General features: G+C 62.3%; 13 protein-coding genes and 1 tRNA gene. 2 read left to right on the top strand and 12 right to left on the bottom strand.

Features of this window, described 5'->3' with window-relative positions; all coding sequences use genetic code 11:
* Positions 1–49 precede the first annotated feature (49 nt).
* The gene (gene uvrB / locus AC5QPF_RS09070; protein WP_494962901.1) at positions 50–2,065 is read right to left on the bottom strand and encodes an excinuclease ABC subunit UvrB; all 2,016 of its coding nucleotides are present in this window, start codon (positions 2,063–2,065) and stop codon (positions 50–52) included.
* Between the two features lie 296 nt (positions 2,066–2,361).
* Between uvrB and AC5QPF_RS09065 the strand changes: the two genes are divergently transcribed.
* Together AC5QPF_RS09065 and AC5QPF_RS09060 are read left to right on the top strand one after the other, a co-directional pair.
* The gene (locus AC5QPF_RS09065; RefSeq protein ID WP_458975830.1) at positions 2,362–3,558 is read left to right on the top strand and encodes an amino acid aminotransferase; all 1,197 of its coding nucleotides are present in this window, start codon (positions 2,362–2,364) and stop codon (positions 3,556–3,558) included.
* Positions 3,559–3,619: 61 nt separating this feature from the next.
* Positions 3,620–3,695, top strand: a tRNA-Asn gene (locus AC5QPF_RS09060).
* A 136-nt stretch (positions 3,696–3,831) separates the two neighbouring features.
* Here AC5QPF_RS09060 and AC5QPF_RS09055 read toward each other — a convergent pair.
* The 11 genes from AC5QPF_RS09055 to acpP all read right to left on the bottom strand — a co-directional run bounded on the left by AC5QPF_RS09055 (position 3,832) and on the right by acpP (position 13,324).
* Positions 3,832–4,392: a DUF1285 domain-containing protein gene (locus AC5QPF_RS09055; protein WP_494962900.1), complete on the bottom strand. Its 561-nt coding sequence runs from the start codon at positions 4,390–4,392 to the stop codon at positions 3,832–3,834.
* 12 nt (positions 4,393–4,404) lie between these two features.
* Positions 4,405–5,007: a DUF4823 domain-containing protein gene (locus AC5QPF_RS09050; RefSeq protein ID WP_494962899.1), complete on the bottom strand. Its 603-nt coding sequence runs from the start codon at positions 5,005–5,007 to the stop codon at positions 4,405–4,407.
* Between the two features lie 73 nt (positions 5,008–5,080).
* Positions 5,081–6,049, bottom strand: a complete 969-nt coding sequence (locus AC5QPF_RS09045; RefSeq protein ID WP_494962898.1) for a radical SAM protein — start codon at positions 6,047–6,049, stop codon at positions 5,081–5,083.
* Positions 6,050–6,176: 127 nt separating this feature from the next.
* Positions 6,177–6,815: a TetR/AcrR family transcriptional regulator gene (locus AC5QPF_RS09040; protein WP_042122274.1), complete on the bottom strand. Its 639-nt coding sequence runs from the start codon at positions 6,813–6,815 to the stop codon at positions 6,177–6,179.
* Between the two features lie 482 nt (positions 6,816–7,297).
* Complete coding sequence (locus tag AC5QPF_RS09035) at positions 7,298–8,086, bottom strand: TatD family hydrolase (RefSeq protein WP_494962897.1); 789 nt, start codon at positions 8,084–8,086, stop codon at positions 7,298–7,300.
* Positions 8,087–8,128: 42 nt separating this feature from the next.
* Positions 8,129–9,115 carry a DNA polymerase III subunit delta' gene (locus tag AC5QPF_RS09030; RefSeq protein ID WP_494962896.1) on the bottom strand — a complete coding sequence of 329 codons (987 nt, stop codon included), beginning with the start codon at positions 9,113–9,115 and terminating at the stop codon, positions 8,129–8,131.
* The gene (gene tmk, locus AC5QPF_RS09025; protein WP_494962895.1) at positions 9,108–9,740 is read right to left on the bottom strand and encodes a dTMP kinase; all 633 of its coding nucleotides are present in this window, start codon (positions 9,738–9,740) and stop codon (positions 9,108–9,110) included. Before tmk ends, AC5QPF_RS09030 begins: the two co-directional genes overlap by 8 nt.
* Positions 9,741–9,759: 19 nt before the next feature.
* A complete protein-coding gene (gene mltG, locus AC5QPF_RS09020) occupies positions 9,760–10,917 on the bottom strand; it encodes an endolytic transglycosylase MltG (RefSeq protein ID WP_494962894.1) in 1,158 nt (385 codons plus the stop codon).
* A gap of 4 nt (positions 10,918–10,921) precedes the next feature.
* Entirely contained in the window at positions 10,922–11,737 is an 816-nt protein-coding gene (gene pabC, locus AC5QPF_RS09015; protein ID WP_494962893.1) for an aminodeoxychorismate lyase, read from the bottom strand.
* Complete coding sequence (gene fabF, locus AC5QPF_RS09010) at positions 11,737–12,981, bottom strand: beta-ketoacyl-ACP synthase II (RefSeq protein WP_494962892.1); 1,245 nt, start codon at positions 12,979–12,981, stop codon at positions 11,737–11,739. The genes pabC and fabF overlap by 1 nt, the downstream gene beginning before the upstream one ends.
* A gap of 106 nt (positions 12,982–13,087) precedes the next feature.
* Entirely contained in the window at positions 13,088–13,324 is a 237-nt protein-coding gene (acpP, locus tag AC5QPF_RS09005; RefSeq protein ID WP_330077829.1) for an acyl carrier protein, read from the bottom strand.
* Positions 13,325–13,435 lie beyond the last annotated feature (111 nt).

Here is a 13,435-nt window from a genome sequence, read left to right as displayed (position 1 = left end):
CTCATCGCTGGCAAGCCAGCGATGAGGCCCTCAAGAGCAATAAAGAACTTCAGGCAGTAATCAGCTTCTCGCGCAACTTGGCGATCTCGTCGCGCATCTGCGCCGCCGCCTCGAACTCCAGGTCCCGCGCCAGCTGGAACATTTTCTCTTCCAACTGCTTGATACGCTTGGTGATCTCCGCCGGCGAGCGCAGTTCCGCCTCGTAGCGGGCACTCTCCTCCGCCGCCTTGGCCATACCCTTGCGCTTCTTGCTGCGCGAGCCGGGCACATTGGCGCCTTCCATGATGTCGGTGATGTCCTTGACCACACCCTTGGGCACGATGCCGTTGGCGGCGTTGAAGGCGATCTGCTTCTCGCGTCGCCGCTCGGTCTCGTCGATCGCCCGCTGCATCGAGCCGGTCATCTGGTCGGCATACAGGATGGCCCGGCCATTGAGATTGCGCGCAGCCCGGCCGATGGTCTGGATCAGCGAACGTTCGGAACGCAGGAAACCTTCCTTGTCCGCATCGAGGATGGCCACCAGCGACACTTCGGGCATGTCCAGGCCCTCGCGTAGCAGGTTGATCCCCACCAGAACGTCGAAGGTGCCGAGGCGCAGGTCGCGGATGATCTCGACCCGCTCCACCGTGTCGATGTCCGAGTGCAGGTAGCGCACCCGCACATCGTGGTCGGCCAGGTAATCGGTGAGGTCCTCGGCCATACGCTTGGTCAGGGTGGTGACCAGTACCCGCTCCTCTACCGCAACGCGCTTGCGGATTTCCGAGAGCAGGTCGTCGACCTGGGTCAGCGCCGGACGGATCTCCACCTGCGGGTCCACAAGGCCGGTTGGCCGTACCACCTGCTCGACCACACGGCCGGCGTGCTCGCCTTCATAGGGCCCAGGCGTGGCGGAAACGAAGATGGTCTGCGGGCTGACGCTTTCCCATTCGTCGAAGCGCATCGGCCGGTTATCCAGCGCCGACGGCAGGCGGAAACCGTATTCCACCAGGGTTTCCTTGCGCGAACGGTCCCCCTTGTACATCGCTCCCACCTGCGGAACGCTGACATGGGATTCGTCGATCACCAGCAGCGCGTCCGGCGGCAGGTAGTCGTAGAGGGTCGGCGGCGGCGCGCCCGCCGGGCGGCCAGAGAGGTAGCGCGAGTAGTTCTCGATGCCGTTGCAGTAGCCCAACTCGAGGATCATCTCCAGATCGAAACGGGTGCGCTGCTCCAGACGCTGTGCCTCCACCAGCTTGTTGGCCTTGTGCAGGTACTCCAGGCGGTCCTTGAGCTCGTCCTTGATCCCGTCCACCGCCTCCAGCAGGGTTTCCCGCGGGGTGACGTAGTGGCTCTTGGGATAGAAGGTGAACCGCGGCAGCTTGCGGATCACCTCGCCGGTGAGCGGGTCGAAGGCGGCAATGTTCTCCACCTCGTCGTCGAACAGCTCGATGCGGATCGCTTCCAGGTCCGATTCTGCCGGGAACACGTCGATCACATCGCCGCGCACGCGGAAGGTGGCACGGGCGAAATCCATCTCGTTGCGGGTGTACTGCAGGTCGGCCAGACGCCGCAGCAGGGCGCGCTGGTCGAGCTTGTCGCCGCGGTCGACGTGCAGGACCATCTTCAGGTAGGTCTCGGGGCTGCCCAGGCCATAGATGCACGACACCGTGGTGACGATGATCGCGTCGCGCCGCTCCAGCAGCGCCTTGGTCGCCGACAGGCGCATCTGCTCGATATGGTCGTTGATCGAGGCATCCTTCTCGATGAAGGTGTCGGACGATGGCACGTAGGCTTCCGGCTGGTAGTAGTCGTAGTAGGAAACGAAGTACTCCACCGCGTTGTTGGGGAAGAACGCCTTGAACTCGCCGTACAGCTGCGCGGCCAGGGTCTTGTTCGGCGCCAGCACCAGGGTCGGGCGCTGCACCTGGGCGATCACGTTGGCGATACTGAAGGTCTTGCCCGAACCGGTCACGCCAAGCAGGGTCTGGTGCGCCAGCCCCGCCTCGATGCCTTCGACCATCAGGCGGATGGCTTCCGGCTGGTCGCCGGCAGGCTGGAAACGGGTGACGAGCTGGAACTCGGACATGACGGACCTCTGGAGAAGTGCGGATACAGGGCAACTGTATTTTTAGACAGTAGTTATACCCAATTAAAGGCGTCCTACGCCAGTTTCAACCCAGCGCGCGTCGGATTTCCTACTGTTGACTGAAAGATTCGACTAACGGTCGAAAAATATTCCCGCAAACAGCGGGAAAAGCTGCGGCAGACTGTCGCCGTGACCGGTCGGTATCACTATACTGACTCCCCGTTTGTGCACCGCTCTAGTGCATTCGGCTGGAGCGTGCGAACCCTACTCACCCTCCATTCAGAGCCAAGGTAATAATGAGCCTGTTTTCCGCTGTCGAGCTGGCACCACGCGATCCCATTCTGGGCCTCAACGAAGCATTCAACGCCGACACCCGCACCGAGAAAGTCAACCTCGGCGTAGGCGTTTACTGCAACGAAGAAGGACGCATCCCACTGCTGCGTGCGGTCATCGAAGCCGAAACCCAACGTGCCGCCCAGCACGCTTCCCGCGGTTACCTGCCGATCGACGGCATCGCTGCCTACGACCAGGCCGTACAGAAACTGCTGTTCGGTGCCGAGTCGCCACTGCTGGCCGAAGGCCGCGTGGTCACCGTGCAGGCGGTCGGTGGTACCGGCGCCCTGAAGATCGGTGCCGATTTCCTCAAGCAGCTGTCGCCGAACGCCGTTGTCGCCATCAGCGACCCGAGCTGGGAAAACCACCGCGCCCTGTTCGAAACCGCCGGTTTCCCGGTGCAGAACTACCGCTACTACGACGCACCAAGCAACGACGTGAACCGCGCCGGCATGCTGGAAGACCTGAACAACCTGCCATCGGGTTCGATCATCGTCCTGCACGCCTGCTGCCATAACCCGACCGGCGTCGACCTGAGCCTGGCGGACTGGAAGAACGTCCTCGAGGTGGTCAAGGCCAAGGGTCACGTGCCGTTCCTCGACATGGCCTACCAGGGCTTCGGCGACGGTATCGCCGAAGACGCCTTCGCCGTACGCCTGTTCGCCGAGTCGGGCCTGGAGTTCTTCGTGTCCAGCTCGTTCTCCAAGTCGTTCTCGCTGTACGGCGAACGCGTCGGTGCCCTGTCGATCGTCACCAGTGCCAAGGAAGAAAGCGCCCGCGTGCTGTCCCAGGTCAAGCGCGTGATCCGCACCACCTACTCCAACCCGCCGACCCATGGCGCCAGCATCGTCGCTGCCGTCCTGAACAGCGCTGAGCTGCGTCAGATGTGGGAAACCGAGCTGGGCGAGATGCGCGGCCGCATCCACGGCATGCGCAAGCAGATGGTCGACCTGCTGGCCGAATACGGCGCCAAGCGTGATTTCAGCTTCGTCGGTCGTCAGCGCGGCATGTTCTCTTACTCGGGTCTGAGCGTTGAGCAAGTGGCCCGCCTGAAGAACGAATACGGCATCTACGCCCTGGATACTGGCCGCATCTGCGTGGCCACGCTGAACCAGAGCAACATTCACGTGGTGACCAAAGCCATCGTCGAAGTGCTGTAAGCGACAATTCCCAAGGGGAAGCTTGACTTCCCCTTGGGAATCAGTAAGATACGCCCCAGATTCCGCGATAGCTCAGTCGGTAGAGCAAATGACTGTTAATCATTGGGTCCCTGGTTCGAGTCCAGGTCGCGGAGCCAAATATTGAAAACCTCCAGATGCGCAAGCACTGGAGGTTTTTTATTTCAGCCACAAGCTGCAAGTTTCAAGCTGCAAGAAAAAGCAGTCAGTGGCGCAATCGCTTTTCCTTGCAGCTTGAAACCTACGGCTTGCAGCTCAAAGCCGCCCGATCGGGTAGAACTCTCCCGAGCTCCATACCCCCAGCCACTCCTCGCCATCGATCTCCCGCGAAACCGCCAGGTCCACCAGCTGGTAGAACACATTGCGGTGAATCAGCGCCTCAAGGTTGGCGCGCATGTGCACGTAGGGCGACGGCTCCTGGGTCTGCGGATCGATCACGAAACGCAGCGGATGCTCGGGCCCGGCCTCGACCCGGTCCTCGACATTGCTGGTGAACGCCAGCACCTGCTGCTCGCCCTCCCCCTGCACCTCCACGCTCACCGCCACGAACGGCGCGTCATCCACCTTGATCCCGACCTTCTCCACCGGCGTGACCAGGAAGTAGTCGTCGCCATCGCGGCGAATGATGGTGGAGAACAGGCGCACCATGGGCTTGCGCCCGATCGGCGTGCCCAGGTAGTACCAGGTACCATCGCGGGCGATACGCATGTCGATATCGCCACAGAAATCCGGATTCCACAGGTGAACGGGCGGCAAGCCCTTCTCCACCCTGGGGATCTGCGCTAGCAGATCGTTGGCCTTGCCCGTATCAACCATTGCCTTGCGTCCTTAGCGACTCATGCCCAGAAGCGTACGAGCGTAGTCCTCCAGGGGCGGACCGAGCAAATCCTCCGGCTTGTTGTCATGGAACGTCAGCAATCCGCCGCGGCTGTGGATGCGTGCGGTGTCGATCAAGTAGCGGGTATTGGTTTCGATCAGCATCAGCTGGATGGTCCCGGTGTCGATCCCCAGGCGGTCCACGGCCTGCTCGTCATACCATTCATCGCCGTTGCCGATGCGGTCGTCCGCCTTGGCGAAACGAGTGTACAAGAGGTAGTGAGCACCATAGGAACGGGCTTGCGCCAGCGCCTCTTCCAAGCCGATCGGACCTTCGGCGCGGCGCACCAGAGGGAAGTACTCGACGAAGCCCTTGAACGCCTCCTCGGCCACCACGTTCGGCCGCGGATTGGCCCGGCCAGGTGGCGCGAAGGCGCCCTGGGCGATGAATATGAAGGAGTCAGGCTGCAGGCGCAGCGACATCGAGCGCTGGGTGCTGCTGTGATCGAGCAGACCGGCGTCGCTCATGTGATAGCGGGCACCTTCGCCCATATCGCTGACATTCATGCAGCCACCCAGCGCTATGAACGCCAGCAGCAGAACCAGGCTACGCATCTTTCCTCCAGAGGCCGGCGACGGAAAACCGGCGAACAGCCCTTGGATGCAGGTTCTGCGCCAGCTTCGCGGGTCAGCCGCCGATGATCTTCATCACCGTGGCGCCACCAGAGAAGGCCACGCTCTGCTTGTCACCGAGGGCCTTGACCAGTAGACCCTGAAGGGCTGGCAGCGCCTGATGGCGCGGGAGATCGAGCAGGTCGCCGATGTAATGGCGATTGCTCGACGACAGGCAACCATGCAGCCAGCCGGTGGACGACAGGCGCAGGCGCGAGCAAGTGCGGCAGAACGGCACGCTCTCGTTGGCAATCACCCCGAAACAACCCTGGCCCGGAATCCGGTAGCGCAGCGCGGTGGCATCGATCGGCGCCTCGGCCTGGGCGTATTCGTAGCGTTCGCCGATCACCTGCAGCAGTTGTTCGAGACCAACGAACTGCTGCAGGAACTGGTTGTTGTCTTTTGCCAGGTGACCCATGCGCATCAGCTCGATGAAGCGCAGCTCGTAGCCATGCTCCAGGCAGTACCCCAGCAGCGGCAGGACCTGGTCGAGATTCTGCCCGCGCATAGGCACCATGTTGACCTTGATCTTCATCCCCGCCGCCGCAGCCTGGGCCATGCCGTCCAGTACGGTAGCCAGGTCGCCACCACGGGCAATGCTGCGGAAGGCCTGGGGATCAAGGGTGTCGAGGGAGACATTGAGGCGACGAATACCGACGTCCCGCAGCAGCGGCAGCTTGCGTGCGAGCAACTGGCCATTAGTGGTCAAGCTGATGTCATCAAGGCCGAGCCCGGCGACGGTCTTGAGGAAGGTTTCCAGCTTGGGGCTGACCAGCGGCTCGCCACCGGTAACCCGCAGGCGCTCGATGCCGGCGGACTCGATCAGATAGGCCACGCCGCGGGCCAAGGCCTCGGCGGAGAGTTCGTCCTGAGCCGCGACCAGCCGCTTGCCATCGGGCACGCAGTAGGTGCACGCATAGTTGCAGGCGGCGGTAAGGCTGACACGCAGATTGCGAAAACGCCTGCCTTGACGATCGACGATCATGGAAAACTCCGGCATGGATGAATCGGGCCGGCAAAACCTGACTCAAAAATCAGGTTTTTGCAAGCCTCATCTCCAAAGTATATTCCTGCGCCGTCGCGTCCAGTAGCGCTGGTGTCGCCAGCGGATATCAGCTGGCGGATGGCTCCGGGTCGCGCTTGCGCTTGTTGCCCATGCGCACGCCAATGTCCATCAGGAACTGGAAGAAGCCTTCCTGGTCTTCCAGGACATTGCTCCAGAACGGCGAGTGGTACAGCGCCACGGCGCCGTGCACCAGGGCCCAGGCGGCGCAGTAGTGGAAGTACGGCGGCACGTCCTCGAGCTTGCCTTCGCTGATGCGTCCCTTGATCAGCAAGGTCAGGCGGTCGAAGTTCGAGGCACGGATCTTGTGCAACTCCTCGACCATGTCCGGCACCTGATGGCCTTTGACCACCTTTTCTTCCAGGCGATCAAACAGCCGATAACGCTGTGGATCGCGCATGCGGAATTCGAAGTAGGCGCGTGACAGGGCTTCCTTGTCACGATCGACATCGGCGGAGTGCAGGAGCTGGTTCAAATCCCGCTCGTAGTCGAGCATCAAGCGCAGGTAGATCTCCGCCTTGGACTTGAAATGCTTGTAGATCGTGCCTTTGCCGATACCCACAGCATCAGCGATCATCTCGACGGTGACGCTGTCTTCACCCTGTTCGAGAAACAGCTTGAGTGCGGTATCGAGAATCTCTTGCTCACGGCGACGAAATTCACGGACCTTGCGAGGTTCTTTCTGCATAAGAAGGTCTGGATCAAAATCGAAGCCAAGTATTATGCCTAACTTGCGGCAAAATGCACGGATCATCCAACCATGTCGAAGCTTCCTGACGCTTTCATCCTGTGACCTGCCTCGCACCGACCACCCCGCCGGCAAGGCGAGGCGCGGCTGATTTTCATTCCAGAATGCTCCGGCGCGAGGTTTTCCCCGTACATCGCCACCGAACGCCGCTTGATCGCCGAGATATTCTTCTTAGTCACGGAAATTGCAGAGCGATGAGTGCTCAACAGCCGCGGGCGTATTCCAAATCTGTTTAAAAAACGAGCAAAGGGCGCTGGAAGCTGATCGATCCTGATTAATACTTGAATTGTTGGCGGGACATACCCCCCCAAGTGTCGCGCCAATAAAGGTGATCAAGGAATGTTCGCCTTTGTTTTACTCCTAATGGTCTTAACCCGGATTCCCCCCCCAGAACCCGGGTTTTTTTTGCCCGCACGCCGGGCTCAGGCCTGACGCACCCGCGCCAGAGGGAACAGGCGACGGAAGTTGTCAGTGGTGCGCTCGGCCAGTTGCTCGTAGCGCTCGCCCCGCACCAGGGCGATGAATTCGGCGACATCCCGCACGTATTCCGGCAGGTTCGGCTTACCCCGGTGGGGAATCGGCGCCAGGTACGGCGAGTCGGTTTCCACCAGCAGGCGATCGGCCGGCACCTGACGCGCCACGTCGCGCAAGGCGTCGGCATTGCGGAAGGTGACAATGCCCGACAGCGAGATGTAGTAGCCGAGATCCAGCGCGGCCTTGGCCATGTCCCAGTCTTCGGTGAAGCAATGCAGCACGCCCGCCTGTGGCAGGGCCGCATCACGCAGCAGCGCCAGGGTGTCGGCCCGTGCCGCACGGGTGTGGATAACCACCGGCTTGCCAGTGATCCTCGCGGCCTCCAGGTGCAGACGGAACGAGGCCTGCTGCAATTCCGCAGCTTCCGGCTCGTAATGGTAGTCCAGGCCGGTCTCGCCAATGGCCACCACGTTAGGATGGTTCAGTTCCTGCAGCAGCCAATCGATTGCCGGCTCGGCGCCCGGGGCGAGGTCCAGGGGGTGGACGCCCACCGAGCAGTCGACATCCGCGTAGCGTTCGGCCAGCGCCTTGACCTGCGCCGCGTTATCGGCGCTAACGCCGATACACAGGAAATGCCCTACCCCCCGAGCCCGTGCCGCATTCAGCGCGGCATCGAGGGAGCCATCGTGGGCGGTGAGGTCAAGACGGTCGAGGTGGCAATGGGAATCTACGAGCATGGCGGGATTTTGATCTGAGTGAGAAATGAAACGGCCAGCGCCTCAGCGCTGACCCGGCAACAAGGCCCAGGAGCCGAGCAAGGCTTCAATCAGCAACGCGCGATTGAGATTGGCCTTGCCGAGCACCTTCTGGCGCTGGTCGAGGATCCAGTCCTGGATTTCCAGGACCTTGCCCTGCGGGGTTTTCTGCGCGAGGTACTGTACTACCTTGCGCATGTCAGCCAGGCCGAGGCCCTCTTCATCCTGGGTCAGCTGGTAACGCAGGATCAGGTTCGACCAGTCGCAGAACCAGTCGAACAGGTGCAGCAGGGAAACATCCTTCCAGGCCTCGGCGAGCTGACTGGGGGATTGCTGCTGCTTGAGCAGCTTCTTGACCCCGTCGACTACCTGCGCACGGTGCTGGCGCACGCCCTGCGCCTGCAGGTTGACCGCCATCAGTGGCGAACCGGCCGCCAGGCTCAGCAACTCGGCACGCTCCTGCTCGTCGCAGTCCGGCAACGCTGACACTAGCCAGGCCAGGCTCTGCGCCTCCTGCGGCTGCGGGCAGGCAATCTGCTGGCAACGGCTCTTGATGGTCGGCAGCAACCGACTCGGCTGGTGGCTGACCAGCAGCAGCACGGTATCGCCGGACGGCTCTTCGAGGCTCTTGAGCAAGGCGTTGGCTGCGTTTACGTTCATCGCCTCGACGGGCTCTATCAACACCACCTTGCGTCCGCCGAGCTGGGCAGTCTGGGTGACGAAACCGACCAGGTCACGCACCTGGTCGACCTTGATCGGCTTGTCTGCCTCTTCCGGCTCCAGGATGTAGTTGTCCGGGTGGCTACCGGCGGCCAGCAGCAGGCAGGACTTGCACTGGCCACAGGCCTGCAAGGTCTCGGGACGCTGGCACAGCAACAGGGCCATCAGGCGTCCGGCCATCGCCCGCTTGCCGATGCCCTGCGGGCCATGGAGCAGGTAGGCATGTGCATGGCGAGCGCGCCCGGCCAGTTGCTGCCAGAGCGTCGCCTGCCACGGGTAAGCCTCAGCCACGGCAACGCTCCACGATCTGCCCGACCAGGCCGTCCAGAGACTGCTGGACCGAGGTCAGCGTCTGCGCCGCATCGAGTAGGCGATAGCGTTGCGGATCAGCCTTGGCCCGCTGTAGATAGGCCTGGCGCACAGCCTCGAAGAAGGCCTGGCCTTCCTGCTCGAAGCGGTCCAGACGGCCGCGGGCGGCGGCACGGGAAAGGCCGACCTCCACCGGCAGATCGAACAGCAGGGTCAGGTCCGGCTGCAGGCCATCCTGAACGAAACGCTCCAGGGTAGCGATGCGCTCGATGCTCAGGCCCCGGCCACCGCCTTGATAGGCATAGGTGGCATCGGTGAAACGATCACACAGCACCACCGCGCCACGGGCCAGGGCCGGGCGGATCACCTCGGCCAGGTGCTGGGCACGGGCGGCGAAGACCAGCAGTAGCTCGGTGTCAGCATCCATGCGTTCCTCGCTGGGTGCCAGCAACAGTTCACGGATACGTTCTGCCAATGGCGTGCCCCCAGGCTCGCGGGTCAGCAGGACATCAAGGCCGCGATCACGCAGAAGCCCGGCCAGATAGTCACGGTTGGTGCTCTTGCCCGCGCCTTCCGGACCTTCCAGGGTGATAAACAAACCGCTCACTCAGCATCCTCGAAAAAATTCATTGCGTGGGGGACTCGTCGCTGGCCGGCGCTTCGGCCGCATCTGCCGGAGCTACATCCTTCTCGGTGGCCGGCGTCTCCTGCCGCATCTGCACCTCTGGGGATATCGGCGCAGCGCCACTGGTCGGCGCCGGGCTGGACCGGTAGTCCGCGCGGCGTTTCAACTGGTATTCGCGGACCGCCGAATTGTGTGCATCGAGATCGTCGGAGAACACATGGCTGCCATCGCCGCGGGCGACAAAATACAGGCTGCTGCCCGGGGTCGGATTGAGCGCGGCATGAATCGCCTCGCGACCGACCATGGCGATCGGCGTCGGCGGCAGGCCAGAGATCACATAGGTGTTGTAAGGTGTCGATTCGCGCAGGTCGGCACGGGTGATCTTGCCGTTGTAGCGCTCACCCATGCCGTAGATGACCGTCGGGTCGGTCTGCAGCATCATGCCGATCTGCATGCGTCGGACGAAGACCCCGGCGATCTGCCCACGCTCCTGCGGTACGCCGGTCTCCTTCTCCACCAGCGACGCCATGATCAGCGCCTGGTAAGGATCGCGGTACGGCAGTTCGGCGGGGCGGTCAGCCCATTCCTTGGCCAACACTTCCTCGAGACGGGCGTAGGCTTGCTGCAGCAGCTCGACGTCAGTCATGCCGCGGACAAACTTGTAGGTATCGGGGAAGAAGCGCCCTTCCGGGAACACCGTAGGGTGCCCGAGCTTGTCCATGACCTCGGCATCGCTGAGGCCGACCAGGGTCTGCTTGATCTTGTCATGCCTGGCCAGGGCACCACGTACCTGACGGAAGGTCCAGCCTTCGACCAGGGTCAGGTTGTACTGCACCACGTTGCCGCGCCGCCAGTCGTCGAACAGGTCGCGCACGGTCATGCCCGGGATCATGCGGTATTCGCCAGTATGCAGGGCGACATTGGCCATGTTGAAACGCCAGTAGAGGCGCAGCCAGAACGCGTCCTTGATCAGGCCGTCGCTCTCCATGCGATAGAACATGCGATTGGGATTGGTGCCGGTCGGGACATCCAGCAGCTCCTCACCGGACAGGTGCAACGACTGCTCCACCGACGTGCTGACTTTCCACGCGCAATACCCAAGCACCAGGCCGGCCAGGATCAGGCCGATCTCCAGCAACAGCAGCAATTTACGTCTCACGAAATCAGGCATCCAGTAGCGTACGGGCAATGGCCTGCAGTTTACGGGTGAGAGGCCCCGGCGGCCAGTTCAGCGATGCAAATGAACGCACCGGCCAGACACCATAGACACTGTTGCAGAGAAACAATTCATCCGCCTGCTCGAGGTCGCCCAATGACAGATCACGGACACTGGACGGGATTCCCTCGCGGGCGGCTGCGTCCAGCAGCGCCGCACGCATGACCCCGGCCACGCCGCAGCGCCCGAGGTCAGCGGTGAGCAACTGACCATCACGGACCAGGAACAGGTTGCTGTACACCCCTTCGATGACGCGGCCGGACATATCCAGCATCAATCCTTCAGCGTACTCGGTGCCCTGCCATTCGGCGCGGGCCAGTACCTGCTCCAGGCGATTGAGGTGCTTGAGCCCTGCCAACAGGGGCTGCTCGGCCAGGCGCGTGCGGCAAGGGAACAGACGTACGCCCTGCTCGGCATGTTCGGCGGGATAAACGGGGGCGGGATTGCCCTGCAGGATACGCCGCGGCGTTGCCTCAGCGGCAGCGGCATAGCCACGCTGGCTGTCGCCACGGGTAAGGATCAGCTTGAGCACGCCGTCGCCGAGCAAAGCGGCATAACGGCAGGTCTCTTCGCGGATCAACAGGAAATCGGCCTCGATCGCCAGGCGCCGGCAACCCAGAGCCAGGCGATCAAGGTGGTAGTCAAGCAGGGACGGCTTCCCTGCGTTGACGGCGACGGTCTCGAAAAGACCATCACCATACGCCAGGCCGCGGCTTTGCAGCGCCAGGGTATCGGCGCTGTGCCCATCGACCCAGGCCTGCATCAGCCGGCGAACCGACGGAACACCAGCGAGCCGTTGGTACCGCCAAAACCGAACGAGTTGGACAGCACCACGTCGATCGGCATGTTGCGCGCTTCGTGAGCCACGAAGTCGAGGTCGCAACCGACGTCCGGCTCGTCGAGATTGATGGTCGGCGGCGCCACCTGGCTGTTGATCGCCAGGACGCTGAAGATCGCTTCCACCGCGCCCGCCGCACCCAGCAGGTGACCGGTCATGGACTTGGTGGAACTGACCGCCAGCTTGTAGGCGTGCTCGCCGAACACCGACTTGACCGCAGCGACTTCGGCGAGGTCGCCCGCCGGGGTCGAGGTGCCATGGGCGTTGATGTAGTTGACCTGGCTCGGATCGATCTGCGCGTCGCGCAGGGCATTGCTCATGCAACGCGCGGCGCCGGCGCCATCCTCGGGTGGCGAGGTCATGTGGTAGGCGTCACCGCTCATGCCGAAGCCGACCAGCTCGGCATAGATGGTCGCGCCACGGGCCTTGGCATGCTCGAGCTCTTCGAGGACCAGGGCACCGGAGCCGTCGGACAGGACGAAGCCGTCGCGGCCCTTGTCCCATGGACGGCTGGCGCGGGTCGGATCGTCATTGCGGGTCGACAGCGCACGGGACGCGCCGAAACCGCCCATGCCCAGGCCGCAGGCGGCCATCTCGGCACCACCGGCAATCATCACGTCGGCTTCGCCATAGGCAATGTTGCGCGCCGCCATGCCGATACAGTGGGTACCGGTGGTGCAGGCGGTGGCGATGGCATAGTTGGGACCCTGCACACCCAGGTGGATGGACAGGAAGCCGGAAATCATGTTGATGATCGAACCCGGCACGAAGAACGGCGAAATGCGCCGCGGACCTTGTTCGTGCAAGGTACGACTGGTCTCTTCGATGTTGGTCAGGCCGCCGATACCCGAGCCCATGGCCACGCCGATACGCTCGCGGTTGGCGTCGGTGACTTCCAGACCGGCGTTGCGCACCGCCTGGAAACCGGCCGCCAGGCCGTACTGGATGAACAGATCGAGCTTGCGGGCTTCCTTGAGCGACAGGTACTGCTCGACGTCAAAGCCCTTTACCGAGCCGCCAAAACGGGTGGAGTAGGCAGAAAGGTCCGTATGCTCGATCAGACCGATGCCACTGCGGCCAGCCAGAATGCCCTGCCAACTGCTCGGTACATCGGTACCCAGTGGCGACAGCATACCCATACCGGTGACCACGACGCGTCTACGCGACACAGCGCTCTCCTTTTTCTATATGTCTACATCTTCTGGCAAAGAAAAAACCGCACGCCGGTAAAGGCAGTGCGGTTTTTCCCTGACAAGAAGCGACGACTATGAAGTCTTACGCCTGGTTGGCGTTGACGTAGTCGATAGCAGCTTGAACAGTAGTGATCTTCTCGGCTTCTTCGTCAGGAATCTCGGTTTCGAATTCCTCTTCCAGAGCCATCACCAGCTCAACGGTGTCAAGGGAATCGGCACCCAGATCGTCAACGAAGGAAGACTCTGGCTTCACTTCTTCTTCCTTGACGCCCAGTTGCTCGGCAACGATTTTCTTGACGCGTTCTTCGATGGTGCTCATACCTTGTTTTCACTCCTAATGGACATATGTCAGGCAGCTGGCCGGTGTGTAAGTTTATAGAAAGGCGTCTGCTTTTCAAGCTCAACGCGCCCCTCCTCATCACACCCGCCG

Source organism: Pseudomonas sp. Con_6, from assembly GCF_059379395.1.
This window is presented reverse-complemented; position numbering and strand designations above follow the sequence as displayed.